This window comes from Hymenobacter persicinus (assembly GCF_004167665.1).
Taxonomy (GTDB): domain Bacteria; phylum Bacteroidota; class Bacteroidia; order Cytophagales; family Hymenobacteraceae; genus Hymenobacter; species Hymenobacter persicinus.
This window is the reverse complement of the sequence record NZ_SEWE01000010.1, coordinates 74,488-100,100: the sequence shown is the minus strand read 5'-3', so window position 1 is coordinate 100,100 and position 25,613 is coordinate 74,488. Positions and strand designations below refer to the sequence as shown.

Sequence of the window (25,613 nt, the reverse complement as noted above, 5' to 3'; positions counted from 1 at the left end):
ATTTTTCGCGTTGAAAGCACAGAAACCACTCGGGAAGTTGATTGCCATCGGTGGCAATGAAGACAAAGGCACGTATCCGAACCCGCGTACCAAGAAAAAATATTACCTGAACTTCTTCGAGCTCGGCATCATCAAACGGGTGGTGCTTGAATCGGGGAAGGCGGACCCGCGCATCGAGGTCATCACCACGGCCTCCATGATTCCGGAGGAAGTGGCGAAGATCTACGTGTCGTCGTTTGCCATGCTCAACTGCCTCAACATTGGCATCATGGACATCCGCACGCCCGAAGATGCCCGGCAGCCCGAGTACCTGGAGCGCCTGTTGGCGGCCGACATTATCATGATGAGCGGCGGCAACCAGTCGCGCCTGAAGGAAATGTTCGGCGACAGTGAGTTTCTGACGCGCATGACCGAGCGTTATTACAAGGAGCCCAACTTCGTCATTGCCGGCACCAGCGCCGGAGCCATGGCCATGTCGCAAATCATGATTCGCGGGGGCAGCGTGCCCGACGCGCTGATGAAGGGCGCCGTGAAGATGGGCACCGGCCTGGCCCTGACCCGCAACACCATCATCGACTCGCACTTTGTGAAGCGCGGCCGGTTCGGCCGGCTCATTGAAGCCGTGGCCCTCCACCCCAAGCTCATCGGCATTGGACTGGGCGAAGACACGGGCATCCTCATCACCGACGGCTGCCTGATTGAAACCATCGGCTCCAACCTGGTTATCATCATGGACGGCCACAATATCCAGCACAACAATGCCGCGGCCGCGAAAAAAGGCACAGCCATTTCGCTGGAGAACATGACCATGCACGTGCTGGCCAAGGGCAACGTGTACGATATCAGTGAGCGAAAATTCTACGCCGACAAAACCCTGCACACGCCCGAGGCGGCGGCCTCACCGGCCCCGGCTCCCGCGCCACCCGTCCCGACGGCCTAAGCCCGTTGTTTTGGCGTAGCAATTCATCAAAAAAAGCCGGTTTCCGCAGTGGAACCGGCTTTTTTGGTGGGCAGTATCGGTGGTTAAAGCACCCGCGGGCTACTCCTTATATATATGGTGCATTTTTCCGGGTGCACCTAGTCCTTGTAAATGCCGACGTACAGCTCGCTGGCCGAGGAGATGCTGGCCCGGTACATGCCGTCGGAGTTGAAAGGCAGCGCCACGTTGCCGAAGCTGTCGACGGCCACCAGCCCACCTTCCCCCCCGACGGGCGCAAGCTTGTCGTGCACCACGACGCGACAGGCTTCGGCCAAACTCAAGCCCCGGTATTCCATCAGGCAGGAAATATCGTGGGCCACCACGGCGCGCAGGAAAAACTCGCCGTGCCCGGTGCAGCTGATGGCGCAGGTGCGGTTGTCGGCGAAAGTACCCGAGCCAATGATAGGCGAGTCGCCGATACGGGAGTAGCGCTTGTTGGTCATGCCCCCGGTGCTGGTGGCGGCGGCCAGGTTGCCGTGCTGGTCGCGGGCCACGGCGCCCACGGTGCCCATTTTCTTTTTGGGGTCCTCGTTGGGCAGGGCGGCTTTAGCCTCGCTGTGGTCAAGACGCATGCGGCCTTCGGCCAGGGCTTCCTGGAGCTGGGCGTAGCGGTGCTCGGTGAAAAAGTACTCGGCCGGTTGGGTGGGCAACCCAAACTCCCGGGCCAGTTCGTCGTTGCCAGGGTGGGCCAGCAACACGTGGTCCGTCTTTTCCATCACCAAGCGCGCGGCCCGAATCGGGTTTTGCACGGTCCGCACCCCGGCCACGGCACCGGCGGCCCGGTCGCGCCCGTCCATGATGGCCGCGTCCATTTCGTGGTGGCCGTCGTGGGTGAACACCGCGCCCCGGCCGGCGTTGAACAGGGGGCAGTCTTCGAGGCTGCGCACCGCCATTTCCACCGCGTCCAGCGCCGGGCCGCCCTGGCGGAGCACGGCGTAGCCGACCTCTGCAGCGGTTTGCAGAGCCTGGCGGTAGCCCCGTTCGGCCTCCGCCGACATCAGCGTGCGGGAAATGGTACCGGCCCCACCGTGCAGGGCTAAAGCGAAGGGATAGTTCATGCGAAAAATGCTATTCTGAGCGGTTAGAGCCGAAATCGAGGGTAAAGATACGCAGAGAACGGGGCCGGATTTCGGGCGGCGAACCTGGCCAAAACCCGTTTTTTTTCGTACGTTTGTTAACGTTTCAAACCCCTCTTAATATCCTTTCCTATGGCTTACGAAGCTACCGGCCGCCTGCACGAGATTTTCGACGAACAGCAGGTGAGTGAGAAATTCCGCAAGCGCGAATTCGTGCTGGAAGTTCAGGATGGCCAATACCCTGAGCATATCAAATTCCAGATGGTGCAGGACAAAACTGCCCTGATTGATCCTTTCAAAGTTGGTGACGAAGTAAAAGTAACCTTCAACCTGCGTGGTCGGGGGTTCAACAAAAACGGCCAGATGCTGTACTTTACCAACCTCGAAGCCTGGCGCATTGAAGCTGGCACCGGTGGTGGTGCTCCGGCCGGCGGCGGCTACAACCAGCAGGCTGCTCCCCGCGCGGCGGCTCCCGCCCAGAACCAGAACCCGAATCTGCGCGCCCAGCCCGCAGCTCCCATCGCCAGCGACGACGACAACGACCTGCCCTTCTAAGCAGACCCGCTTTTCGGTTTAGGTACCAAATGCCGCTTCCGCAAGGGGGCGGCATTTTGCGTTGGGCCCCATCGGCGAAAAAGTAAAACTTCCCGGTATCGTTTCAACGTTAGTATCCTGGCCCGCCCCGGCTTTTTCTCCCGCTGCTTTCATTTCTGCCTGCCTCATGGCTGCTTTTGTTGACCCTCATCTTTTGCGCGGCAAAACCGTGCTCATCACCGGCGCTTCCGGCGGCATCGGCTTCGTCACGGCCCGGGAGCTGGCCCGCCGCGGCGCCCACCTCGTGCTGGTATGCCGCGACCCGGCGCGGGCCGAAAATTCCCAGGCCGCCATCGTCGAAGCCGTGCCCGGGGCTCAGGCCGACGTGCTGCTCTGCGACCTGTCGTTGATTGCCAACGTGCGGGAGCTGGCCGCCGAGGTAGGCCGACGCTACGACAAGCTGGACGTGCTGGTCAACAACGCGGGCGTGATGCCCGGCCCGCTGACCATTACGGCCGAGGGCCACGAGCTGAGTTGGGCAACCAACCACCTGTCGGTGCACGCGCTGACCAACCTGCTGCTACCCCAGCTCGATGCCGCCGGGCAGGCCCGGGTCGTGACCGTGGCCTCAGACGGGCATTGGCTGGGCGAGATTGAGCCTTCCCAGGCCGCGCGCAACGACCCGGAGAAATACAGCTCCTTCGCCGCCTACTGCGATTCCAAGCTAGCCAACATCTTGTTTACCAACGAGCTGGCCCACCGCCTCGACCTGACTGGCATCACGGCCAACTGCCTGCACCCGGGCATCGTGAACACCGGCCTGGTGCCCCCGACCCGCTCGGGGCTGCTGAAAACGGTCTGGGGGCTGGGTAAGCCCTTCATGGTAAGCCCGGAGCGCGGGGCCCAAACCAGCATTTTCCTGGCCTCGGCGCCCGAGGTCCAGCATATCAGCGGCAGGTACTTCAAGCACAGCAAGCCGGCCCGGCTGCTGTCGAGCCGGGCGCAGAACCGGGCCGAGGCCAGCCGACTCTGGCGAATTTCGGAGGAGGAAACCGGTATCGGCTAACCGCAGTACTCTTCCCGCACCGTAACCCATTCCGTAGTCAGACTATGCCGGAGCTTCAGGACTTAATCAGGCAGGGCGAGGGCGAGCAGGTTGAATTCAAGAAGAAGACAACCCACCCGACCCGCATTTCCCGCACGCTGGCCTCGTTGGCCAATGCGCGCGGGGGCCACATCTTGGTCGGCGTCGATGATGCCGGGCGGGTGGTGGGCGTGCGCGACCCGGAGGAGGAAATGTATCTGCTGCAGCTGGCCGCGGCCCAGTACGTGGACCCGCCTCTGGACCTGCACTTCGAGGAAGTGGAGGAAGACCACCGCACCGTGCTGATTGTGACCGTGGCCGAGAGTCGCCGCAAGCCCCACCGGGCCCAGGTGGCCGAAGGCGACTGGCGGGGATTCGTGCGGGTGCGCGACGAGAGCGTGCAAACCAGCGGCCTGACGGAAAAGGCCCTGGAGCGCGACAACGCCACGCCGTTTGAGCATATTCCGCTCAACCGTCACGAGTTGGCCGTGCTAGAGTATCTCAAGCAGCACCCCCGCATTACCCTAACCCAGTACATGAAGCTGGGCAACCTGGGCAAGCGCCGGGCCTACCAGACGTTGATCAAGCTCACCCTGCACGGCTACATTCACCACCACGACAAGGAAAAAGAGGTGTATTACACGCTCTAGCCCGCTTTTCCGCTTGCCCCCATAATTCAAGTCCCGCCACCGGCAGCCGGTAGCGGGACTTGAATTATGGGGGCCAACCGGGGCAGGCCGGGCGGCAGCCGGTGCAGGCTATTCGCTGCTGCTGTTCTTGGCTTTTTTCTTCTCGTCTTTGGCAGCCTTCTTTTCTTTAGCCGACTTGGCGGGCTCCTTCTTTTTTTCCTTGCGGGCGTCTTGTGCTTTGGCCATGGTGCAAAATGGTTAGGGAGAAATAAACTATGAATCCTTAACGCAAGAGCGTCAGGCGGTGTTGTGCGAAGGGAGTTAGCCCAGCAGGGGCAGATACCGCTCGCGCAGAATGTGCATGTGGTGGGCCTCGTGACCGGGCAATACAAACAGCAGGGCCCGCACGGTCAACGGATTGTTGCTGGCCGTCCCGCTCCGGTCGAGCATGTCGGGCGAGAAGCTCCGGAACAAGGTCAGCGACGCCTGGCGCACCGCGTCGTATTCCTCGAACAAGTCCGCCAGCGTGCGGCCGTCGGCCCCGGATTCCTCGGCGTAGGCGTTTTCATCGAAGCCGGGCAGCGGCTGCTGGTCGCCGCGGGCAATGCGCAGGGCCCGGTAAGCGAAGATGCGCTCCGTGTCAATCATGTGCAGCAGCATCTGCTTAATGGTCCACTTGCCGGGCGCGTAGCTGGTCAGGGCCTGCTCCTCGCTCAAATTTCCGATCAGGGCGCGCAGCTCGGCGGGCTGCTGCCGGAGCAGGTCCAGGGGCTCAGCACCCTCGGGCACGCGGCTGATGTAGTTGAGGAAGTAGGGCACGTAGGTGCCGGAGGCGGGGCGGGCAGTCAGCATAAGGTGGGGCAGTAGTGCGGGACGAAGGTAGAAGAATTGCGCAATCCGGCGCTACTGAGCCCGAAAAGGAAGCTGCAACCCGCCCGCCCGACTCGGCACTTACGGCCAGCGGGCCGCCCACCAACCATTTAAGCTGCACCGTCGTAAAGCCCCAGACTTTGTACTCTCACCATTCGCGTATGTCGTCTCTTGCCGAAAAAGGCCTCAAAATCTCCAAAAACGCAATTTTCAGCGTCTTCATCACCCGCGCCAGCAAGCTGCTGGGCCGGCCTTTCCAGATTGCCATCATCCTGAAGGAAGTGGCCGAGAAGCTGGCCGACAAGAAAAGCAGCAAGGGCGCCTTCGGCCAGCTCATCGATCTGGGGTTGACCCTGGTGCGTTTGGTGCAGGCTTACGTGACGGGCGCTTACCGGCAGGTCGAAACCAGCACCATCGTGTCGGGCGTAGCGGTGCTGCTGTACGTGTTGTCGCCCTTGGATCTGGTGCCCGACTTTATTCCGGTCGTCGGCGTGATGGACGACTTTGCCCTCATCAGCTGGTTTATCACCAAGTTTCAGGCAGAAATTGCCCGCTTCCAGGAGTGGGAAAAGACCTCGGCCAGTGCTGCGTCCGGCGTGGCCCCCGCCCCGGCCGTATCTGACAAAAGCCAGCCCGCCGTGGCCGAGCTGGGTCATTCGTAACCGACACTCGGACAGATCTGCAAAGCCCGCGCTAACCAGCGCGGGCTTTTTTATGGCCTTGGTTCGCGCCAAAAGGCGTATTTTCGTAGCACACCACCCCTACTCACACCATGCGCATTTTCTCCCGGCTGGCTCTGCTAGCGTTCCTGCTGCTGCCCGCTTCCCTGATGGCCACCCCGCCCGACGAAGGCATGTGGCTGCCGCTGCTGCTCAAGCAACTCAACGAGGCCGACATGCAGCAAAAAGGCCTCAAGCTCACTGCCGAGCAGATTTACAGCGTCAACCAGGGTAGCCTCAAGGACGCCGTGGTACAGTTTGGCGGTGGCTGCACCGGGGAAATCATTTCCAACCAGGGCCTGCTGCTCACCAATCACCACTGCGGCTACAGCCAGATTCAGAGCCATTCGTCGGTGGAAAACGACTACCTGACCAAGGGTTACTGGGCCATGAACCGGGAGCAGGAACTGCCGAACCCGGGGCTGACGGCCACGTTTATCATTCGGATGGAAGACGTGACGAGCCAGGTGCTGACCGGCGTGCCCACGTCCAACATCACCGAGGCCGACCGGGAGCGGCTCGTGCAAACCAACATCCAGCGCGTAACCCAGGCCGCGGTGCAGGGCACGCACTACCAGTCGTTTATCCGGCCCTTCTACAACGGCAACGAGTACTACATGTTCGTGACCGAAGTCTTTACCGACATCCGGCTGGTGGGCGCCCCGCCGTCGGCCATCGGCAAGTTTGGCGGCGACACCGACAACTGGGCCTGGCCCCGGCACACCGGCGACTTCAGCATCTTCCGCATCTACGCCGGCCCCGATAACAAGCCCGCCGCCTACTCTCCTACGAACCAGCCGTTTAAGCCGCGCCACCACCTGCCCATCTCGCTCAGCGGCATCAAGCCCGGCGACTTCACGATGGTGTTTGGCTTCCCCGGCCGCACTAACGAGTACCTCACGTCCTGGGGCGTGGACGAAACCTACTCGGTGTCGAACCCGGCGAAGGTGAAAATCCGGGATGCCAAGCTCCGCCTGCTGGATGCCGACATGAAGGCTTCTGACAAGGTCCGGATTCAGTACGCGGCCAAATACGCCAGCATTGCCAACTACTGGAAAAAGTGGATCGGCGAAACCCGGGGCCTGAAAAAGCTCGACGCCGTGACCCGCAAGCAGGAGCAGGAAGCCCGCTTCACGCAATGGGTGCAAAGCGGCGACGAGGCTCGCAAAGCCGCCTACGGACCGCTGCTGGCCGGCTTTGAGAAAAACTACCGCACCGGCCGCAGCTACACCCTGGCCCGGGACTACGTGACCGAGGCCGTGCTGGGCGTGGAGCTGCTGGCCTATGCCAACAGCATTGCCCACCTGCCGGAGCTGATAGCCCAGAAAAAGCCCGCCGCGGACATTGCCGCCGCCGCCGAGAAAGCCAAGGCCGGCCGGATCGGTTTCTACAAAAACTACAATGCGCCCACCGACCAGAAAGTGGCCGCAGCCCTGCTGGCACTCTACGCCGAAGGCACCCCGCCGGCCCTGGTTCCTGACTACGTGAAAGCGCTGCAGAAGCAGTATCCCGGCGCCGACGGCTGGAGCAAGTATGCTGCCCAACTCTTCAGCCGCTCCCGCCTGACTACCTCTGAAGGGGCCGCCGCCGTTATTGATGAGCTAGGCAAGGGCAACGCCCGGGCCCTGACTGATGACCCAGCCTACCAGCTCTCCAACGCCGTTATCAGCCATTATCGGGCGAATATTCTGCCGACATACAACGCGGCCACCGATAACATTGCTCTGCTCTCGCGCACGTACTTGGCCGGCCTGCGGCAGATGCAGACCGACAAGAAATTCTACCCCGACGCCAACCTGACTTTGCGCGTAGCCTACGGACAGGTGGCCGGCTACCAGCCCGCCGACGGCGTGCAGTACGACTACTATACCACCCTCGACGGGCTGATGGAAAAGGCCGATCCGACCAACCCTGACTTTGAAGTGCCGGCCCGCCTCGTGGAATTGTACCAAAGCAAAGATTACGGTCCATACGCCGTGAACGGTACCGTGCCGGTCGCCTTTATTGCCACCAACCACACCACCGGCGGCAACTCCGGCTCCCCGGTTATCAACGGCCGCGGGGAGCTGATTGGCACCAACTTCGACCGGAACTGGGAAGGCACCATGTCCGATATCATGTACGACCCCGACCGGGTCCGCAATATCACCCTCGACGTGCGTTACATGCTGTTTGTGGTGGATAAATACGCCGGTGCGGGCCATCTGGTCAAGGAAATGACCCTGGTGGGCGGGCCGAATGCAACCGAAGCCGCCGCACCAAGCCAGAAGATCAAGAAGTCCAAGATCAAGCAGAAAGCCGCCAAAGCCGACGCACAACTGTAGGATTCCAGGACAACCCAGGCCCAGAGGCGCCGCTTTCGTTTGAAGGCGGCGCTTTTTGCGTAGGTTGACGTCTCAAGTTCACTTAAAGCCACTCCTCACGTTTCTTGCTCGACAACCGGAGCGTAACGCCGATTGTCGGGGTAAGGACGTGTCCCTCTCACTTCTTCATACCATGCTCGTGTTTGCCTCCTTCCTGCCTCGTGCGGCAGTAGTAGTCGCCTTGTTGAGTTCCTTGACGGCGGCGGCGCAAACGGCATCCACGGCTCCGGAGCTGGTGCTGCTGCGCCCGGCGGCCGTCTTTGATGGGCAGGACCGGCACGAGGGCTGGGTGGTGCTCGTGGAAGGGAGCCGGATTAAAGCCGTGGGGCCGGCGGCGCAGATTGCAGCCCCTGCTACTGCCCGCCTCATGGAGTTGCCGGGCCTCACGCTGCTGCCCGGCCTGATTGAGGGTCACTCCCATTTGCTGCTCCACCCCTACAACGAAACGCCCTGGAACGACCAAGTGCTGCTCGAAAGCCAGGCCCTGCGGGTGGCCCGGGCCACGGCCCACGCCCGCCGTACCCTGGAAGCGGGCTTCACTACCGCCCGTGACCTGGGCTCGGAGGGCGCGGGCTACGCCGACGTGGGCCTCAAGCAGGCCATCGACCAAAACCTGATTCCGGGCCCCCGCCTGCTCGTGGCTACGCGCGCCCTGGTGGCCACGGGCAGCTACGGCCCCAAGCTTGCCACCGACGTCGACGTGCCCCAGGGCGCCCAGGAGGCCGACGGCGTGGACGGCATTATTCGGGCCGTGCGGGAGCAGATTGGCAAGGGTGCCGACGTTATCAAGGTGTACGCCGACTACCGCTGGGGGGCCAACGAGCCTGCCCGCCCTACTTTCACCCAGGACGAGCTCAACCTGATTGTGCGCACGGCAAACTCGGCCGGGCGGCCCGTGGTAGCCCATGCTTCCACTCCCGAAGGCATGCGGCGCGCCACGCTGGCGGGCGTCGAAACTATTGAGCACGGCGACGCGGGCACCCCGGAAATCTTCCGGCTCATGAAGCAGCGCGGCGTGGCCCTCTGCCCCACCGTAGCCGCCGGCGACGCCATTTCGCGCTACCGGGGCTGGCAGCCGGGCCAGCCCCTGCCCGAGCGCCTAGTACAACAGCGCGCCAGCATGCGGGCAGCCCTGCAAAGCGGCGTGACGCTGGCCGTGGGCGGCGACGTGGGCGTGTTTCCCCACGGCGACAACGTGCGGGAGCTGGAGCTGCTCGTCCAGGACTACGGTTTGCCACCACTAACTGTATTACGGGGCGCAACCAGCGGTAACGCGCGCATTTTTCACCTGACTGACCGGGGTACGCTAGCCGCGGGATTTTTGGCCGACATAATTGCCGTACCCGCTGATCCGACCCAGGACCTGGCGGCCCTGCGGCAAATTAAACTAGTCATGAAGGGCGGGGTCATTTATAAAAATCTGTAATTAAACGAGGCATTTATTTCATATTCTATCAAGAACAATTAGCTTCGCTTATTCTATTTCTCCTTATCTATTTTATTCCTGTGAGATATTTACTTCTGCTCTGCCTGTTGGCAGTTGCTCCGGCCGTTTCAGCCCAGCGTAATCTGACCACCGCCAGCCGCGAAATACTGCGCGAAGGCCAAGCCCTCTACCACTTGGAGCGTGCCTCCTGGGTTTCCACCGATTTATTACAGGCCAGCCATTTTCCCACCCGGCAGGTAATGGCTTATTTCAGCTACACCACTCTCGACTCGGTACGCACGCTCTTCGTGGGCGGCCCCGCCGACAAGCCGCGGGTGCTGGCCGAGTACTGCTTCCCCATGGCTGCCATTGCTCCGAGCACGGGCGTCAGGCGCGGACCACGAAACCTGACTTCTGCCGAACGCAAATTATTGAGCGTCCGGCTGAAATCCATGGCTGACCTGCAGCGTATTCCGGGCGTAAGTTTGCCGCCGAATGCCACTTTCAACGCTATTGTGCTGCCCAAGGGCAAGCAAACCTGGGTGTACGTGCTCACGGCTACCACCCAGCCCGGGCAGTTCTTGGTCGGCAACGACTACTTACTGCGCTACAACACCAGCGGGCGGCTGCTGGCCCGCCAGCAGCTGCATTCCGGGGCGGTTTTACTCGGCTCCCAGTCCCAAACGGCACCCGTACGGTCAACGCTGCATTTTCACCGGGCTGACACCACACCATTTATGACCCCGACGGATATTTGTACTCTACTGCTGTACCACGACCGGCTGCCGGGTAAAAATCATTTGGTCCTGGGCGAAAAATACGTCTCCATTTTTTCCTTCGCCGACACCAAGCTAACCATTATTACCCGGCAGGAATTTGAAAAATCCGGGCAGAAATAATTATCGGGTGCGCATTTACGAGCCGGGTTTCTCAATGCCTAGCTGCCGCAGTGCCGCGGCGTATTTATCGTAAATCAGCTGCAAGTCGTGCTGATGGGCGGTGGCATCAACGCCAATGCTCACATTATTGCGGTGGAAGCGGTGCAGGTGGCTGATGTGCGGCGACACGACCGGCAGCTGCCCGGCCAGCAAAAAGCGCACGTAGAGGTCGAGGTCCTCGGCCATGGGCAGCGCCTCATCGTAGCCCCCGACCTGGTCAAACAGCGCCTTGCTGAAGCAGACATTGCCCTGAATAAAATGCTCGGCCCGGAAAATAGCCCCCAGCATCTCCCGCGGCGACGCGAAGCGCCAGGCGTAGTAATCTTCGCCGGGCAGGTAGCGCCGCTCCTCATCCATGCGCAGAAAATCGGCCACAAACCAGGGCCGGCCGGGGTGGCGCTGCACCAGGTCGGCATAGTGATAGAGGCTGCGCTGAAGCAGCAAATCGTCGTCGTCGAGCGGTACGAGCCAGGAATCTGGACCGGCCTGGGCAATGAGGCGGTTGCGGGCCAGCCCGGCGCGGGCTTTTTCCGCGTCGTGCCAATAGCGCAGTGGCGGACCGGCTTCCCGGGCGGCCGTGGGCAACCACTCCGGCGTGCCGTCCGTGGAGCCGTTGTCGTAAATCAGGTGCTCAAAGCCAAAGTCGAGAGGGGCGCTGATGCTGGCCCGCACGCTGGCCACGGCTTCGGGCAGGTACTGCCGGCGGTTGTGCGTGGGAGTGATGATGGCAAAGTTCATGGCCCTCTAGTCCGGGCTAGCGGGCAAAAAGTTGCCTTTTCGGCCGCGAAAAGGCCAACTTTATCGGTTAGGGCGGCGTTTAGCAGGCAGTTAGCCGCCCTTTGCTTATGGCCCGTTTCGTCGTTACCGTCCGTTTTCCCGCCAGCTTCACGGAAGACTTTATTGCCCTGATTCCCCAGCACCGCGCCCTCATCAACCGGCTTATTGAGGAAAACGTGGTGGAGGCCTACGCCATCAGCGCCAGCCGCACCCGGGGCTGGATTACGATGAATGGCCTTAATGCCGACGTAATTCGGGCCGTGGTGGAACAGTTTCCGCTGTTTCGGTTCTTCGAGCAGGTGGAGGTCGACGAACTGTTTGTGTTCGACAGCACGGCGTCGCGCTTCCCGCGCATCAGCCTAAATTAGCCGGGTTTCTGCCGGTAGAGTGGAGCTACGGCCCGGTTTGTGCTAAATTAGCTTTTTCAGGACTCTAGCTTATTGTTTTCGCGCTACATGCTTCACCATTTCCGGCTCCCCGTTCTCGCAGCCGTTTTCCTCGCCGCCCTGGCCGCTGCCCCGGCCCCCGTGGCCGACAAGATGACCACTGACCAGTTGCTGGCCCGCCTGACGGCTTCCATCGAAGGTCTTAAAACCCTGCGCTGCAACGTGCGCGCCCAGGAACGCTCGGGCGGCAAATACCAACAGGCCCGCACGGCCATGAAAATGGGCTTCAACCCGTTGCGCGTGTATTTGCGCAACGACAAGGGCATCGAGGTGCTGTGGGTGAAGGGCCAGAATGACGGGGACGCCTGGGTGTACCCCAACAGCTTTCCTTACGTGACCCTGAGCCTGGATCCCAACGGCTCAATCATGCGCAAAGGTCAGCACCACAGCGTCCTCGACGCGGGCTTTGGCACCATTGCCGACATTATCAAGGGCTCCTCCCAGCGCCAGGACCACACCTTTGAGCGCACCTTCCGCTACGCCGGCGACACGACCATCACCGGGCGCCCTTGCTACGTTCTGCGCTCCGATTTTCCGCAGTTCCGCTACGTGAGTTACAAAACCACCAAGCAGGAAACCCTGGCCAACATTGCCGACCGGTTTGGCTGCGGCGAGTACCGTATTATGGAGCGCAACGACCTGGCCCCCGACGCGCCCGTGCCGGCTGGCAAAACCCTGCTCGTGCCCAACGGCTACGGCAAGCGCACTATCGTCTGCGTCGACCAGAAGCTGTTTTTGCCCCTGGTCGTGCAGGTCCACGACGACAAGGGCCTATTCGAGAAGTTTGAGTTCTTCGACGTCTTGGCCAACCAGCCCATTCCTGCCGCTGAGTTCACCAAAGGCTTCAAGGGATACAAGCTTTAATCCCGGATTTATCGGAATTAGTCAGACTCCCCGCGTTGTGGGGCTGAGTATTTCAACCAAAAAAGGCCACCCGCTGGGGTGGCCTTTTTTGGTTATCAGCTATGCTTGACGGAATATCAAACCGACAGCAGCGTCGTTTCCAAAATCCGTAAAATCCGAAAAGCTCGCGCGAATCGGTGGTTTAGCGGCGCATGGCTTTTTCGATTTCGTCCCACATCGGGGCCGGAATCATTTCCAGCTTGTTGAACTCGCCGGCCCCGTTGAGCCATTCCCCGCCGTCGATGGTGACGACTTCCCCGTTGACGTAGGCTGAGAAGTCGGACACGAGGTAGGCGGCCAGGTTGGCTAGCTCCTGATATTCGCCCACGCGCTTGAGCGGCACCGACGCGGCCGGGTCGAGCTTTTCGGCCAGGGGGGCGGGAAACAGCCGGCTCCAGGCACCTTCCGTCGGGAACGGGCCGGGGGCAATGGCGTTGGAGCGGATGCCGTACTTGGCCCATTCCACGGCCAGGGAGCGGGTCATGGCCAGCACGCCGGCTTTGGCGGCCGCCGAAGGCACCACGAAGGCCGAGCCGACGGAAGCGTAGGTAGTCACGATGTTGAGAATGGTGCCGGGCTTCTGGTCGGCAATCCAGCGCTTACCGAAGGCCAGCGTGCAGTTGTAGGAGCCGCGCAGCACGATGTCGACAATGACGTCGAAAGCCTTGTGCGAGAGGCGTTCCGTGGGTGAAATGAAGTTGCCGGCGGCGTTATTGAGCAGCACATCGACGCCCCCGAACTCGTCGATGGTGCGCTGGAGCATGTCTTCCACTTCGTTGTACTTGCGCACGTCGCACTGCACGGCCAGCACCCGGCCGCCGGTTTGGGCGCGCAGTTCCTCGGCCGTTTTCTCCAGCACCTCCAGCTTGCGGCTGCTGATGGTCACGTTGGCCCCCAGCTGCAGGAAGTACGTGGTCATGGCGCGGCCCAGGCCGGTGCCCCCGCCGGTCACGACGATGGTTTTACCGTGGAGCGCATTGTCGCGGAGCATGGGTTGGGAGTAAGCAGGCATAGTGGGGAAGGCTGAAAAAGAATGGTGGGAAAGGCGCAAGAACGGGATTTACCTGGTTTTGCCCGCCGAAGATACTCACGAAGGATTTTTTGCCACCTTTGGCCTTCCATGAGTGCACCCGCATCTGCTTCTTCCCTTCCCACAGTGGCCGTGCTCGGCTGCGGCTGGCTGGGCCTGCCGCTGGCCAAGGCCCTGGTGGCGGCCGGTTACCCCGTTGTGGGCTCCACCACCACGCCCACCCAACTGCTGACCCTGCGCGACGCCGGCATTACGCCCTACCTGCTGCGCCTGGGCAACGACTTCAGCCCCACCGACGCCGACACGCTGCGCACCATGCTCACGGGCGTGGATGTGCTGGTGCTGAACGTGCCGCCCCGGGCCGCCGCGGCCAACAGCTACCCCAGCCTGCTGCGGCCGGTGGGCAGCGTGGTGGCGTCGGTGGGCGTGCGGCACGTGCTGTTTGTGAGCTCCACCAGCGTGTATCCCGACGCCAACCGGCGGATGCGGGAATCGGACGCGGTGTCGTCGCCGGACGCGGCCTCCGACCTGCTGCGGGCCGAGGGGCACTTCACGCCCCGCCGGGGGCAGTGGCTGAGCACGGTGGTCCGTTTCGGCGGCTTGTTTGGTCCCGAACGGCCTCCCGGACGCTTTCTGGCCGGCCGGCAAAACCTGCCCAACGCCGAGGCCCCCGTCAACCTGATTCACCTCGACGACTGCATCGGTCTGCTCACCAGCATCATCCGGGAAAAGGCCTGGGGTTACACCTTCAACGCCTGCGCCAGCCACCATCCCTCCCGCCAGGAATTCTACTCCGCGGCGGCCCGGAAGCTGGGCCTGACCGTTCCCACCTTCGAGGCCACAAGCCAGGGTGGCAAGCTTATCGACAGCTCCCTGTTGCAGCGCACCCTGCCCTACGAGTTTCAGCACAACGACCTACTGGCGGCCCTGGACTACTGCTAGCCCACAGCACCAGGGATTCGCCCGGATTGCACAAGTTTAGGGGCTACTCGACTACGAAATCTGTGGCAGCCGAAAGCCCGGCCGAATCCGCGGGTTATCTTTGTACCGTGAAGGATAGTAATTCGACGGTAGCAGTGCTGGGGGGCGGAGCGGCGGGCTTTTTCGGGGCTATTGCCTGCGCCGAGGCCAATCCGCAGCTCACGGTATATCTGCTGGAAAAAACCGGCAAGCTGCTCAGCAAAGTGCGCGTGTCGGGCGGGGGGCGCTGCAACGTGACCCACAACTGCCCCACCGTCACCCAGCTCGTGCAGCACTACCCCCGCGGGGCCAAGCAGCTCAAGGAGCCCTTCCGCCAGTTTGGCGCCCCGGAGACGGTTGCGTGGTTTGCAAAGCGCGGCGTGCAGCTCAAAACGGAGCCCGACGGCCGCATGTTTCCCACCACCGACTCCTCCGAAACCATTGCCCAGTGCCTGCTCGACGCCGCCCGTCGCGCGGGGGTGCGCATCCTGACCAGCACCAGCGCGGAGCGCATCGAGCCCCTGCCGGGCGGCGGCTTCGCCCTGCACCTGAGCGGCGCTACTGCGCAGGTAATGCACGTACAGCGCCTGCTGGTGGCCACCGGGGGCCTGCCCAAGTCGGAGGGCTACAACTGGCTGCGGACCCTGGGGCATGGCGTCGTGGAACCGGTGCCGTCTTTGTTCACCTTCAACGTGCCGGAGTCGCCGCTCAAGGACCTGATGGGCGTGAGTGTGCCCCTGGCCCGGGTGGTGCTGGCCGGCGAGAAGCTTGACTACGAAGGCCCGCTGCTGATTACGCACTGGGGCATCAGCGGGCCGGCCGTGCTCAAGCTCTCGGCCTGGGGGGCCCGCCGCCTGCACGAGCTCAACTACACCGGCACGGCCCTGGTCAACTGGATTCCGAGCTTCACGGAGGAGACGCTGCGCCAGTGGCTGCACACTTTCCGCGCCGACAACGGCCGCAAAACCGTGCTGTCGAACCCGCTGTTTGGGCTGCCCCAGCGGCTCTGGCGCAGTTTGGCCGAGCTAGCCGGCGTGGGGGCCGAAACGCGCTGGAGTGAGCTGCCGGCCAAGCTGCAGAACCGCCTGATTGAGCTGCTGCTGCGCATGCCCCTGGCCGTGCGCGGCAAAACCACCTTCAAGGAAGAATTCGTGACCTGCGGGGGTATTCCACTGGAGGAGGTTAACATGAAAACCATGGAAAGCCGCCTCGTGCCCGGCCTGCACTTCGCCGGGGAGGTCCTCGATATCGACGGCATCACCGGGGGCTTCAACTTCCAGGCAGCCTGGACCACCGGCTTTCTGGCGGGGCAGGCCCTGAGTCGGACGTCGGTTCCCGTCGTCGGCTAGGCGCCCAGTCGTAACCCTATTGGCTTCGGGACAGTAAAGAGAGGCACTAGTTCTTTCCTTACAACCCAAACGACCCACAACCATGTCTATGGAAGCCAAAGCAACCCAGGCCCTCGCCAACGAACTCATCGAAACCCTCAAGGACGGCCAGAAAGGCTATGCCGAAGCCATGACCGACGTCGAGGATGCGGACCTGAAGCAGATTTTCAAAAAATACGCCGCTCAGCGCGCCAGCTACATCACCGAGCTGGAAGACCAGATGTTCAAGCTGGATCTGAAGCCTGACGAAGAAAGCTCCGTTACCGGCACTATTCACCGCGCCTTTATTAACCTGAAGGGCATCGTGTCGGGCAAAGACCGCCACAGCATCCTGGCCGAGTGCGAGCGGGGCGAAGACTACGCCAAGAAAGCCTACCAGACGGCTCTCAAAGCCCAGGACCTGCCCTCCGGCCTGAAAGCCGTTATCGAGAAGCAGTACCAGGGCGTACAGCAGGGCCACGACGAAATCCGCAACCTGCGCGACGCCGCCGAGAAAAAGTAATTACAGCCCTGGGCAGTAGCTCACGAAGCTTTTGCCAAGGGCAATAAAAAAAGCCTCTCCGAAATCCGGAGAGGCTTTTTTTATTGCGTTAAGCGAATCTGTGCTGCTTAGTCGCGGCGGCCTTTGTAGCCACCACCACCGTAGCTGCCACCGTCGCGCTTGCCTTTGTAGCCGCCGCCGTACGAGGAGCCCCCGTCGCGGTTGCCGCCGTAGCCGCCTTCCCGACGGTCGCCGTAGCCACCGCGGTTGCCGCCGCCGTAGGAGCTGCCGCCGTCCCGGTTGCCTTTGTAGCCGCCGCCGTAGGAGCTACCGCCTTCGCGGTTGCCGTACGGAGCCCGGCGAGCGGGCCGGTTGTCGTCGGCGCCGAAGCCACCGGGGCCGCGGGTGTTGCCTTCCTGCTGCGCATCGCCTTCCTGGCGGGGCGTGGCAATGTTGAATGCCACCGGACGACCCTGAATCGAGGTGCGGCCCAGTTTCTCAATGATTTCCTCGGCGTACTCCGAAGGCACTTCCACGAAGCTGAACTTGTCGTAGAGGGCAATGTCGCCGACTTTGCTGCCCACCAGGGCGGTGTTTTCGGCAATCAGGTCCACGATGTCGCGCGGGTGCACCCGGTCCTTTTTGCCCATGGTCACGAACAGGCGGGTGAAGCCCGGACGAACGGCACCCCGCTCCCGGCCGGCTTCGAGGCTCTTCTCGGCCTGCTTGTCCTCCTTCATGGTCATGCGCAGCAGGGCGGCGGCCACGTCCAGGGACGTGATGTCCTCCTCTTGGTCGAGCAGGCGCTGCACGCGCTGCACGTATTTCTCCAGCTTGCCCTTCTCAATGACTTCCTTGATCTGGGCCAAAAACAGCGTGGTTTTCACCTCCGACACGTCTTCGAAGGACGGAATCCGCTCCTGCTTGATCTGGGCCTTGGTGAAGCGCATGATGTCGCGCAGCTTGTAGATGTCGCGGCCGCTGACGAAGGTGAAGGCCTTGCCCAGCTTGCCGGCCCGGCCAGTGCGGCCGATGCGGTGCACGTAGTACTCCTCATCAGCGGGCAAGTCGTAGTTCACCACGGCCTCCACGTTCTCCACGTCGATGCCGCGGGCGGCCACGTCGGTAGCCACCAGAATTTCGAGCGTGCCCTTGCGGAACTTGTCGAGCGTATTCTGGCGCTGCTGCTGGCCCATGTCGCCGTGCAGGCCGTCGGCGAAGTAGCCGCGGGCCTGGAGCTCGGCCACGCACTCATCCACCATGCGCTTGGTGTTGCAGAAAACGATGGTCGACTTGAGGTTGTACATGTCGATGATGCGGGACAGCACGTCCTTTTTCATCGGGTTGCGCACCTCGTAGTACATCTGCTCGATGTTCGTAACGGTCAACTCCTGGTGGTTGACTTTTACGATCTGCGGGTTGGTCTGGTACTTCTTGGTGAGCTCCATAATCGGCTTGCTCATCGTGGCCGAGAAGAACACCGTCTGGCGCTGCTCGGGCATCTTGCTCAGCACGATTTCGATGTCCTCGCGGAAGCCCATGTCGAGCATTTCGTCGGCCTCATCGAGGATGATCTTGGTGGCTTTGTCCAGCTTCAGGGTACCCCGCTCGAGGTGGTCCATTACCCGGCCGGGAGTGCCAATGACGATTTGCACGCCGCGCTCCAGGGCCTGGAACTGCCGGTCGTAGCTCTGGCCGCCGTAAATCGGCACCACGGCCAGGCCGCGCTTATATTTGCCCAGCTTCTGCAGCTCGCCCGATACCTGGACGGCCAGCTCGCGGGTGGGGCAGAGCACGAGCACCTGCACGGCTTTGCTGTTTACATCGATGCCCTCAATGGCGGGAATGCCGAAAGCGGCCGTTTTGCCGGTACCGGTCTGGGCCTGGCCGATAACGTCGTGACCTTCGAGCAGCACCGGAATGGCGGCCGTCTGGATGGGGGACGCCTCTTCGTAGCCGAGGTCGGTGATGGCGCGCATCATCTCTTCGGAGAGATTCAGCTCTTCAAATTTTACTTTTTCCATGACTTGGTTTGATGGAATGGGAGACACTAGCTCTGAAAACAGCGGATTCAGCGACGTTCCTTTCCCACTCAACAACAACGACAAGCGACGGAAGCAACGGACGGGAAGACGAAGGCGGCCAGCCTATTAGATTACTGCAGCCTCTGCTGCGCGGAACATGGCCGTTCTCAATGCGGCTGCAAAGGTACGGCTTTTCCAGCAAAAAAGATAGGGAGCTGTTATTCGCGGGTAAAGATTATCCAACTAAGCGTGGAACATTCACCCAGCTAAAGCCGCCTAACGACGCAAGGGGGCCGATTCGTTCCGAAGGGCGTGGATAAAATACTATTCGCGGGGTGGCCCTAAAAGCAAAGAAGCCCGCTTTGCAGCGGGCTTCTTTGGTTGTTCGAAGGGAAGCGGGACTAAACCAGCGACACTTTAACAGCGTTCAGGCCTTTTTTGCCCTGAGCTACTTCGAACTGTACTTTGTCGTTTTCACGAATCTCGTCGATGAGGTCACTTACGTGCACGAAGATGTCTTCGCTCGAGTTGTCTACTTTAATGAAGCCAAAGCCCTTGGTGTCATTGAAGAATTTTACTGTTCCTGTCTGCATGTTGTTTGTTTATGTATGTCATTCAAGCAAAGTGGCCATGAAATCTGAGCGGGCTCCTTGCGGGACAACTGGCAGAAGGCGTGATGCACATTTCTTAAACTTAGGCAAATATACGACTTTACCCGCACAGTAGCTTGCCACCGCCCCCAATCCGCGGGGCCGCCCCGGGCTGCGGACCCCTAATACGGGCACCACTCCGTTTAAAGCACCTTTTCGGCCTTTGCCGAGGCCCGAATAATATTTAGTCCGCCGCGCATTTTTTATTCCCCCACCCCGAAAAAAGCCTGAATCGGGGCTTCTTTCCTGGACTCACGGGCCGAAAATCAGTTCTGCGGGTTGTTTCTTTACGCCCCATGGAACCTGCCGCCCCCGACTCCTTCCGCTTTTCCCACCTCGTGCGCGTGGTAGAAGCCGACATCGACGAGCTTCATCACGCCAACAACGTGCAGTACGTGCGCTGGGTGCAGGACATTGCCAGCGCCCACTGGCGGGCCTGCTACCCGCCAACGGCCGCGCCTAGTCCTTATATGTGGGTGGTCATGGAGCACCGCATCCGCTACCTGCGCCCCGCCCTGCTCCACGACGAGCTGCGCTGCACGACCTGGGTGGGCACGGTGCGCGGGGCCCAGAGCCAGCGCTTTACCCGCATTGAGCGCACGAGCGACGGGGCCCTGCTCTGCGAGGCCGAAACCCAGTGGGCCTTCTTGGACCCGCAGACTTTGCGGCCGCGGCGGGTGCCGGAGGACGTGATTCAGCGGCTGCGGGAGGCGGTGTTATAATTGGCAGGTATAACCATGGTTAAGGACAGCTGTCTGCTAGGGCTGAATCTTACGTCGTCTTTTTTTTACAAAATGCCAGACCAGCATAAAGCACAACAGCATTACCCACCAAAAAATGAAAACACCCAGCGTAGTGACGAAAGCACCACGCCATGAACCATACATAAGAAGTATCGCTACAACATTTGGGGCGGGAAACCCGAACCCAGGCTCGCCTCCGCTTGCCACAATTCCCACCCCGAAGAATAACGCATAGAAGAAAGAGCGAATAAGAACTCGCCACCCAAGCCTACAAGACAATGCCCACTCCGTGATAAGCCCGACTGCATAGCAACCTAAGCTATACAGTACTATACCCGTTAAAAAAAGTATTGCAGGTGACATTATACCCAATTAGATAGTTATTTACAGCTTTTCTGCCTGTTGTTAAAGTCCTTGTAGAAGTGGCAGTTTACTCAAAAAAAGGCCCGGTTAACCGCTACTTATAGGCTATTTTGCGGGCCGCTACCCATCCTTCCCCATGCCCGCCACCTTCCGCATCTATTCCTCGTCTGCCGGCTCCGGCAAAACCTACCAGCTGACCAAGGAATACCTGAAGCTGGCCCTGGGCTCCGAAGACCCGGCCTACTTCAAGAGCATCCTGGCCATCACCTTCACCAACGACGCGGCCGGGGAAATGAAGGAGCGTATCATCGGCGCCCTGCGGCAGTTTGCCTACCCCGCCGAAGGGCAGCCGGATGCCCTGCTGGCCGAGGTGACGGCCGAGCTGTACGCCGCCCGGCAGCTGCCCCGCCGCCTCGACACCGAGGCCGAGCAGCAGCAGGAAGTGCGGCGCCGGGCCCAGGAAACCTTCCGCCTGGTGCTCTACCACTACGCCGACTTCGCCGTGAGCACCATCGACTCCTTCGTGCAGCGCATCGTGACGGCCTTTACCCGGGAGTTGGGTCTGCCCGCTACTTTCGAGGTGGAACTCGATACCGACGCGGTGCTGCAAAGCGCGGTGGCCGTGCTGCTCGACAAGGTGAACCGGGACCCCAATTCGGCGCTGCTGTCCAAAACCCTGGCCGAGTACGCCCTGGGGAAGGCCGAGGAGGGCAAAAGCTGGAACACCCTGCCCGACGAGCTGGTCAAGTTTGGCAAGTACCTCTTCAACGAGAGCGTGCACGAGGCCGTGGCCCAGCTCCAGCTGCTCACCCTGCAGGACTTCCGCCGCCTGCACGAGGCTATCCGCAAGCGCCGCCAGGAAATTGAGGGCGCCGTGCAGCTGGCCGCCTTCAAGGCCCTCGATGCCATCAGCGGGCAGGGGCTGGAGCCGGTGCACTTGGCGGGCGGGGCCAACGGCATCTACACCCACTTCGCCAAGTGGGGGCGCTGGCTCGAGGACGGCAACACGCCCACGGCTACGGCCAGCAAGGTGGCCGACTCGGGTAAGTGGAGCAGCGGGGCCGGCGACAAGGAGCCTTTCAAAAGCCGCATCGAGGCCATCAAGCCCACCCTGCACGACGCCTTCCGGGAGCTGGAAGAGCTGCGGGCCCTGCACCTGCCCAGCTATCTGCTGCTGAGCGGCATGCAGCAGTACCTGTTTCACGCTTCGCTGCTGAGCGAGCTGAGCAAGATTGTGGACCAGCTCAGCCGGGAGCGGAACGTGGTGCTCATCAGCGAGTTTAACCGCCGCATTGCCAGCATCGTGCTGACTGAGCCCGTGCCGTTTCTCTACGAACGGCTCGGCGACCGGTACGCCCACCTGCTCATCGACGAGTTTCAGGACACCTCGGTACTGCAGTGGAACAACCTGCTGCCATTGGTCGAAAACGCCGTGGCTACCGACAACCTGAGCCTGGCCGTGGGCGACGCCAAGCAGGCCATCTACCGCTGGCGCGGGGGCGAGATGGAGCAGATTCTGCGCCTGCACCAGGGCCAGACCGAGCACCTCTACCGCCGCGCCACCGACCCGGACATGCAGGCGCTGCTCCAGGAGCGCTACCAGACCCTGGACCACGTCCTGGAGCCCCGGGCGCTGAACACCAACTTCCGCTCGGCCCCCGAGATTATCGGCTTCAACAACCGTTTTTTCGCCCAGATCAGCCAAACCCACGCCCAGTTTGAGCTGGTCCAGAGCATCTACGACGAGGGCTTCACCCAGCAGGCGCCGCCGGCGGGAGCGGCGGCCGGCCACGTCGAAATCATTTTCACCCAGCACGATGCCCCGGCCCGGCGCTATTCCCCCGCCGACGGCACCTACTCCGCCGAGCTGCTACCCGGTCACCGCGAAGACGCCCTGCTCGACTACGAGGAAAGCACGCTGTACCTGACGCTGCAGCTCGTAGAACAGGCCCTGCGCGACGGTTTTGCCCTGCGCGACGTGGCCGTGCTCTGCCGCACCCGCCACAGCAGCCGGCTGGTGGCCAAGTTTCTGAAGGAGCGCGGCTACGCCATTATTTCCGCCGATTCGCTGTCCTTGGAGTTTGCCGAGGTCGTCAATTTGCTGGTTTCCATTTTCCGGGTCCTCAATCAGCCCGTCGATACCCTGGCCCGGGCCGAAGCCCTGCTGCTGGTCGACAAAGTGGTGCGGCGGCTGGCCCCTACCCCGGCCCGGGCCCGGGATATTTCAACCCTGGCCGTGGAGGAAAAAGCCGAGCCCTTCTTCGACCACCTGCGCGAGCTGGGCTACGACGTGAAGGAACACGAAGTCGGCAACCTGGGCCTCTACGAGCTGACCGAGCGCCTGATTGGGACCTTCTGGCTGCTGGGGCGCAACGGCGAGAGTGAGTACCTGTTTCGCTTCCTCGACCTGACGCTGGAATACAGCCTGCGCTTCGGCAACAACCTCAACAACTTCCTCACCTACTGGGACCAGCGCAAAAGCACGCTGAGCATCAACGCCCCCGGCGGCCGCGACGCCGTTACCATTACCACCGTGCACACGGCCAAAGGGCTGGCCTACGGCGTGGTCATTGTGCCCTTCGCCGACTGGAGCCTGGAGCCCCACCGCAACACCCTGCTCTGGGGGCAGCTGAACGCGCAAACCAAGCCCCTGGAGCAGATGCCCGCCGTAGCCGTGGTGCCGCTGAGCGGCGCCCTGCTGCACACGCCCCTGGCCGAGCAGTATACCGAGGAGCGCGAGAAAACCTTTCTTGAAGGGCTCAACATGCTCTACGTGGCCTTCACCCGCCCCCGCCACCGCCTTTATGCCATTGCCGAGCGGCCCCGCCCCACGAAAGCTGCTTCCACCGACGACGCGCCCCAGGCCGCGGCCCGCAACGTGAGCCAGCTACTGCACCGCTTTCTGGTGGATGCCGGCCAGTGGGACGAGGAGCAGGTGAGCTTCGTGCTGTCGGGAGGGGCGGCCGCCCGCCGCCGGCCGGCGCCCCCCGCCCGGGCCGACTATCCGCTGCTGAACCTGGGCACCGCGCCCTGGGAGGAGCGCCTGCGCCTGCGCCGCCACGCCAATACGGTCTTTGACTTCGACGAGCAGCAGGTCCGCAACGAGTGGAACCGCAAGCTGCACTACGCCCTGCGCCGGGTGGTGCTGGCCGCCGACGTGCCGAAGGTAGCTACCCAGCTGGCCGCCGAGGGCCTGATCAGTTTGCGCGAAAAGCCCGAGCTGGTGGCCCGCCTCCAGCAGGTTGTGACCCACCCCCAACTGGCCCACTACTTCAGTGCCCAGGTGGCGGTGGAAACCGAGCGGGAAATCTTGGTCGGGGGCGTGAAGCGCCGCGACTACCAGCCCGACCGGGTGGTGTTTGAAGCCCTGGGCGGGGCCCGGAGCCGGGCCGGCACCCGCGTCACGCTGCTCGACTTTCGGGTGCCGCCGCCGAAAGACCAACACCGCCGCCTGCTGCAGGAATACGCCGAGCTTTTTCGGCAGCTGCGCTATAATGAGGTCCGCTGCGTGCTTTACTACTTCGATACGGAGGAGGTAATTGAGTTTTAAGCGGCTGCTTCCGGGCGGGTTGGGCCGGAGCTCCGATGCTAATTTGTTTGGCAGCCCCTGCGCAGAATACTAACTTGCGGATCCGCCACCTGCCCTACCGCTATGTCCGACAAACGCCCGGCCGCCCTCGGCTTTATCTTCGTCACGCTGCTGCTCGACGTGATTGGGTTTGGCATCATCATCCCGATTATGCCCAAGCTAATCGGGGACTTGCTGGGCAGCCACCTGAGCGCGGCCGAGCGGCTCAGCGAGGCGGCCCGCTACGGGGGCTGGATGATGTTTGCCTTCGCCAGCATGCAGTTTCTGTTTTCGCCGGTGCTGGGCAACCTGTCCGATAAATTCGGCCGCCGGCCGGTGCTGCTCTTTGCCCTCTTCGGCTTCGGACTCGATTACCTCTTTCTGGCCTTCGCACCCAGCATCGGCTGGCTGTTCGTGGGGCGCATCATTGCCGGCATCACCGGGGCCAGCTTCTCCACCGCCATGGCCTACATTGCCGACATCAGTCCGCCGGAAAAACGGGCTCAGAACTTCGGTCTGGTGGGGGCGGCCTTCGGCATGGGTTTCGCCATCGGGCCCGTCATCGGCGGGCTGCTCAGCGGCTTCGGGCCCCGGGTGCCGTTTCTGGTGGCGGCCGTGCTGACGCTCTGCAACTGGCTCTACGGCTACTTTATCCTGCCCGAGTCCCTGGACCAGGCCCACCGGCGGCCCTTCGACTGGAAGCGCGCCAACCCCATCGGCTCGCTCCGGCAGCTGCAGCGCTACCCGGTGATTCTGGGCATGGTGGGCTCCCTGGTCTGCATTTACCTGGCGGCCCACTCCACCCAAAGCACTTGGTCGTACTACACCATGTACAAGTTCAGCTGGACGGCTAAATGGGTGGGGTACTCCCTGGGCGCCATCGGCATCCTCACCGGGTTGGTGCAGGGCCTGCTGATTCGGTGGGTGAACCCCAAGCTGGGCCCGAAACGCTCGGTTTTTATTGGGCTGGGCATGTACGCGGTGGGCTTTCTGCTGTTTGCTTTTGCCACCGAAGGCTGGATGATGTTTGCCTTTCTGGTGCCCTACTGCCTGGGCGGCATTGCCGGACCAGCCTTGCAGGGCATCATGAGCGGGCAGGTGCCAGCCAACGAGCAGGGCGAGCTGCAGGGTGCCCTCACCAGCCTGGTCAGCCTGACTTCCATCGTGGGGCCGCCGTTCATGACCAACCTGTTTTCCTACTTCACCGGTCCCGAAGCGCCCGTCCACTTTCCCGGCGCCGCCTTCCTGGCTGGGGCCGTGCTGACCGTAGTCAGCGTGTTGCTGGCCGTCCGCTCCCTGGCCAACTATGTGGCCCCTACGCCCGCGCCGGCCGCGGCCGAGCTGGTGGAGCCCAACGCCACCGAGGCGCACGCCTAAGGCCTGGGACCAAGTCTGGCAACCGGTTGTCGGCTTAAACGCTCTGCTGCTACCGGTTGAGAAACTCCTTCACCTTGGGGTGAGCTAATAGCTTGGCCCCGAAAACCAGCAGCCCCACCACGAGCAACGCAGTGCTGATAATCAGCAGGCTGTCGGCCCCGGCCCAGTGCTGTACCTTGAATAGGCCGCCGACCAGCCGCAGGCACCAGCCCAGAATAAAGAGAATCAGGCCGTGCTTGGCTTTCATAAAAATGCGCCGGCGGGGTAGTGAACTGCGCCGGACGG

Annotated in this window: 23 protein-coding genes; 16 read left to right on the top strand and 7 right to left on the bottom strand. The window is 62.1% G+C overall.

The window, feature by feature from the left end:
• The first annotated feature begins 37 nt into the window (after positions 1-37).
• Positions 38-940 carry a cyanophycinase gene (locus EWM57_RS06940; RefSeq protein ID WP_242510004.1) on the top strand — a complete coding sequence of 301 codons (903 nt, stop codon included), beginning with the start codon at positions 38-40 and terminating at the stop codon, positions 938-940.
• Between the two features lie 137 nt (positions 941-1,077).
• Here EWM57_RS06940 and EWM57_RS06935 read toward each other — a convergent pair whose 3' ends face one another.
• The gene (locus EWM57_RS06935; protein WP_129920410.1) at positions 1,078-2,037 is read right to left on the bottom strand and encodes an isoaspartyl peptidase/L-asparaginase family protein; all 960 of its coding nucleotides are present in this window, start codon (positions 2,035-2,037) and stop codon (positions 1,078-1,080) included.
• Between the two features lie 150 nt (positions 2,038-2,187).
• On the opposite strand from EWM57_RS06935, the gene EWM57_RS06930 reads away from it, so the two are divergent.
• The 3 genes from EWM57_RS06930 to EWM57_RS06920 all read left to right on the top strand — a co-directional run bounded on the left by EWM57_RS06930 (position 2,188) and on the right by EWM57_RS06920 (position 4,323).
• On the top strand, positions 2,188-2,610 hold the full coding sequence (locus EWM57_RS06930; RefSeq protein ID WP_129920409.1) for a DUF3127 domain-containing protein: 423 nt from the start codon (positions 2,188-2,190) through the stop codon (positions 2,608-2,610).
• A 166-nt stretch (positions 2,611-2,776) separates the two neighbouring features.
• Complete coding sequence (locus tag EWM57_RS06925; RefSeq protein ID WP_129920408.1) at positions 2,777-3,655, top strand: SDR family oxidoreductase; 879 nt, start codon at positions 2,777-2,779, stop codon at positions 3,653-3,655.
• A 44-nt stretch (positions 3,656-3,699) separates the two neighbouring features.
• Positions 3,700-4,323 (top strand): AlbA family DNA-binding domain-containing protein, encoded by a 624-nt coding sequence (locus tag EWM57_RS06920; RefSeq protein ID WP_129920407.1) that lies wholly within the window; start codon positions 3,700-3,702, stop codon positions 4,321-4,323.
• 300 nt (positions 4,324-4,623) lie between these two features.
• On the opposite strand, the gene EWM57_RS06915 is transcribed toward EWM57_RS06920, so the two are convergent.
• Positions 4,624-5,154, bottom strand: coding sequence for a DinB family protein (locus tag EWM57_RS06915; protein ID WP_129920406.1), 531 nt, complete (start codon positions 5,152-5,154; stop codon positions 4,624-4,626).
• 179 nt (positions 5,155-5,333) lie between these two features.
• Here EWM57_RS06915 and EWM57_RS06910 point away from each other — a divergent pair, with 179 nt between their 5' ends.
• The 4 genes from EWM57_RS06910 to EWM57_RS06895 all read left to right on the top strand — a co-directional run bounded on the left by EWM57_RS06910 (position 5,334) and on the right by EWM57_RS06895 (position 10,579).
• Positions 5,334-5,834 carry a YkvA family protein gene (locus tag EWM57_RS06910; protein ID WP_129920405.1) on the top strand — a complete coding sequence of 167 codons (501 nt, stop codon included), beginning with the start codon at positions 5,334-5,336 and terminating at the stop codon, positions 5,832-5,834.
• A 110-nt stretch (positions 5,835-5,944) separates the two neighbouring features.
• Positions 5,945-8,215 carry a S46 family peptidase gene (locus EWM57_RS06905; RefSeq protein ID WP_129920404.1) on the top strand — a complete coding sequence of 757 codons (2,271 nt, stop codon included), beginning with the start codon at positions 5,945-5,947 and terminating at the stop codon, positions 8,213-8,215.
• A 148-nt stretch (positions 8,216-8,363) separates the two neighbouring features.
• Positions 8,364-9,680, top strand: a complete 1,317-nt coding sequence (locus EWM57_RS06900) for a metal-dependent hydrolase family protein (protein ID WP_242510003.1) — start codon at positions 8,364-8,366, stop codon at positions 9,678-9,680.
• 80 nt (positions 9,681-9,760) lie between these two features.
• A complete protein-coding gene (locus EWM57_RS06895) occupies positions 9,761-10,579 on the top strand; it encodes a hypothetical protein (RefSeq protein WP_129920403.1) in 819 nt (272 codons plus the stop codon).
• Between the two features lie 15 nt (positions 10,580-10,594).
• On the opposite strand, the gene EWM57_RS06890 is transcribed toward EWM57_RS06895, so the two are convergent.
• The gene (locus tag EWM57_RS06890) at positions 10,595-11,356 is read right to left on the bottom strand and encodes a glycosyltransferase family 2 protein (protein WP_129920402.1); all 762 of its coding nucleotides are present in this window, start codon (positions 11,354-11,356) and stop codon (positions 10,595-10,597) included.
• 107 nt (positions 11,357-11,463) lie between these two features.
• On the opposite strand from EWM57_RS06890, the gene EWM57_RS06885 reads away from it, so the two are divergent.
• Positions 11,464-11,763 (top strand): hypothetical protein, encoded by a 300-nt coding sequence (locus EWM57_RS06885; protein ID WP_129920401.1) that lies wholly within the window; start codon positions 11,464-11,466, stop codon positions 11,761-11,763.
• A gap of 87 nt (positions 11,764-11,850) precedes the next feature.
• Positions 11,851-12,705 carry a LysM peptidoglycan-binding domain-containing protein gene (locus EWM57_RS06880; RefSeq protein ID WP_129920400.1) on the top strand — a complete coding sequence of 285 codons (855 nt, stop codon included), beginning with the start codon at positions 11,851-11,853 and terminating at the stop codon, positions 12,703-12,705.
• A gap of 181 nt (positions 12,706-12,886) precedes the next feature.
• Here the strand turns inward: EWM57_RS06880 and EWM57_RS06875 are convergent, their stop codons facing one another.
• The gene (locus tag EWM57_RS06875; RefSeq protein ID WP_129920399.1) at positions 12,887-13,756 is read right to left on the bottom strand and encodes an SDR family oxidoreductase; all 870 of its coding nucleotides are present in this window, start codon (positions 13,754-13,756) and stop codon (positions 12,887-12,889) included.
• Positions 13,757-13,864: 108 nt separating this feature from the next.
• Between EWM57_RS06875 and EWM57_RS06870 the strand changes: the two genes are divergently transcribed.
• The 3 genes from EWM57_RS06870 to EWM57_RS06860 all read left to right on the top strand — a co-directional run bounded on the left by EWM57_RS06870 (position 13,865) and on the right by EWM57_RS06860 (position 16,624).
• Positions 13,865-14,716, top strand: a complete 852-nt coding sequence (locus EWM57_RS06870) for an NAD(P)-binding domain-containing protein (RefSeq protein WP_165370440.1) — start codon at positions 13,865-13,867, stop codon at positions 14,714-14,716.
• Positions 14,717-14,823: 107 nt separating this feature from the next.
• Positions 14,824-16,083 (top strand): BaiN/RdsA family NAD(P)/FAD-dependent oxidoreductase, encoded by a 1,260-nt coding sequence (locus EWM57_RS06865; RefSeq protein ID WP_242510002.1) that lies wholly within the window; start codon positions 14,824-14,826, stop codon positions 16,081-16,083.
• Between the two features lie 88 nt (positions 16,084-16,171).
• Entirely contained in the window at positions 16,172-16,624 is a 453-nt protein-coding gene (locus EWM57_RS06860; RefSeq protein ID WP_129920397.1) for a PA2169 family four-helix-bundle protein, read from the top strand.
• A 107-nt stretch (positions 16,625-16,731) separates the two neighbouring features.
• Here the strand turns inward: EWM57_RS06860 and EWM57_RS06855 are convergent, their stop codons facing one another.
• Both EWM57_RS06855 and EWM57_RS06850 read right to left on the bottom strand, forming a co-directional pair.
• On the bottom strand, positions 16,732-18,627 hold the full coding sequence (locus EWM57_RS06855) for a DEAD/DEAH box helicase (RefSeq protein ID WP_129920396.1): 1,896 nt from the start codon (positions 18,625-18,627) through the stop codon (positions 16,732-16,734).
• Positions 18,628-19,028: 401 nt separating this feature from the next.
• The gene (locus tag EWM57_RS06850; protein ID WP_129920395.1) at positions 19,029-19,220 is read right to left on the bottom strand and encodes a cold-shock protein; all 192 of its coding nucleotides are present in this window, start codon (positions 19,218-19,220) and stop codon (positions 19,029-19,031) included.
• Between the two features lie 353 nt (positions 19,221-19,573).
• Between EWM57_RS06850 and EWM57_RS06845 the strand changes: the two genes are divergently transcribed.
• The 3 genes from EWM57_RS06845 (at position 19,574) to EWM57_RS06835 (ending at position 25,328) form a co-directional block, all read left to right on the top strand.
• Complete coding sequence (locus tag EWM57_RS06845; protein ID WP_129920394.1) at positions 19,574-19,999, top strand: acyl-CoA thioesterase; 426 nt, start codon at positions 19,574-19,576, stop codon at positions 19,997-19,999.
• 520 nt (positions 20,000-20,519) lie between these two features.
• The gene (locus EWM57_RS06840; protein ID WP_129920393.1) at positions 20,520-23,933 is read left to right on the top strand and encodes a UvrD-helicase domain-containing protein; all 3,414 of its coding nucleotides are present in this window, start codon (positions 20,520-20,522) and stop codon (positions 23,931-23,933) included.
• Between the two features lie 102 nt (positions 23,934-24,035).
• Positions 24,036-25,328, top strand: a complete 1,293-nt coding sequence (locus EWM57_RS06835; RefSeq protein ID WP_129920392.1) for a TCR/Tet family MFS transporter — start codon at positions 24,036-24,038, stop codon at positions 25,326-25,328.
• A gap of 49 nt (positions 25,329-25,377) precedes the next feature.
• On the opposite strand, the gene EWM57_RS06830 is transcribed toward EWM57_RS06835, so the two are convergent.
• Positions 25,378-25,575, bottom strand: coding sequence for a hypothetical protein (locus EWM57_RS06830; protein WP_129920391.1), 198 nt, complete (start codon positions 25,573-25,575; stop codon positions 25,378-25,380).
• Positions 25,576-25,613: the final 38 nt, after the last annotated feature.

Bases quoted from the DNA above. Each gene is read 5' to 3' on its own strand.
- EWM57_RS06830 (WP_129920391.1), bottom strand. From the start codon at position 25,575: ATGAAAGCCAAGCACGGCCTGATTCTCTTTATTCTGGGCTGGTGCCTG.
- EWM57_RS06860 (WP_129920397.1), top strand. From the start codon at position 16,172: ATGGAAGCCAAAGCAACCCAGGCCCTCGCCAACGAACTCATCGAAACC.
- EWM57_RS06855 (WP_129920396.1), bottom strand. From the start codon at position 18,627: ATGGAAAAAGTAAAATTTGAAGAGCTGAATCTCTCCGAAGAGATGATG.
- EWM57_RS06835 (WP_129920392.1), top strand. From the start codon at position 24,036: ATGTCCGACAAACGCCCGGCCGCCCTCGGCTTTATCTTCGTCACGCTG.
- EWM57_RS06850 (WP_129920395.1), bottom strand. From the start codon at position 19,220: ATGCAGACAGGAACAGTAAAATTCTTCAATGACACCAAGGGCTTTGGC.
- EWM57_RS06885 (WP_129920401.1), top strand. From the start codon at position 11,464: ATGGCCCGTTTCGTCGTTACCGTCCGTTTTCCCGCCAGCTTCACGGAA.
- EWM57_RS06925 (WP_129920408.1), top strand. From the start codon at position 2,777: ATGGCTGCTTTTGTTGACCCTCATCTTTTGCGCGGCAAAACCGTGCTC.
- EWM57_RS06870 (WP_165370440.1), top strand. From the start codon at position 13,865: ATGAGTGCACCCGCATCTGCTTCTTCCCTTCCCACAGTGGCCGTGCTC.
- EWM57_RS06910 (WP_129920405.1), top strand. From the start codon at position 5,334: ATGTCGTCTCTTGCCGAAAAAGGCCTCAAAATCTCCAAAAACGCAATT.
- EWM57_RS06845 (WP_129920394.1), top strand. From the start codon at position 19,574: ATGGAACCTGCCGCCCCCGACTCCTTCCGCTTTTCCCACCTCGTGCGC.
- EWM57_RS06930 (WP_129920409.1), top strand. From the start codon at position 2,188: ATGGCTTACGAAGCTACCGGCCGCCTGCACGAGATTTTCGACGAACAG.
- EWM57_RS06935 (WP_129920410.1), bottom strand. From the start codon at position 2,037: ATGAACTATCCCTTCGCTTTAGCCCTGCACGGTGGGGCCGGTACCATT.
- EWM57_RS06890 (WP_129920402.1), bottom strand. From the start codon at position 11,356: ATGAACTTTGCCATCATCACTCCCACGCACAACCGCCGGCAGTACCTG.
- EWM57_RS06840 (WP_129920393.1), top strand. From the start codon at position 20,520: ATGCCCGCCACCTTCCGCATCTATTCCTCGTCTGCCGGCTCCGGCAAA.
- EWM57_RS06915 (WP_129920406.1), bottom strand. From the start codon at position 5,154: ATGCTGACTGCCCGCCCCGCCTCCGGCACCTACGTGCCCTACTTCCTC.
- EWM57_RS06920 (WP_129920407.1), top strand. From the start codon at position 3,700: ATGCCGGAGCTTCAGGACTTAATCAGGCAGGGCGAGGGCGAGCAGGTT.
- EWM57_RS06905 (WP_129920404.1), top strand. From the start codon at position 5,945: ATGCGCATTTTCTCCCGGCTGGCTCTGCTAGCGTTCCTGCTGCTGCCC.
- EWM57_RS06880 (WP_129920400.1), top strand. From the start codon at position 11,851: ATGCTTCACCATTTCCGGCTCCCCGTTCTCGCAGCCGTTTTCCTCGCC.
- EWM57_RS06875 (WP_129920399.1), bottom strand. From the start codon at position 13,756: ATGCCTGCTTACTCCCAACCCATGCTCCGCGACAATGCGCTCCACGGT.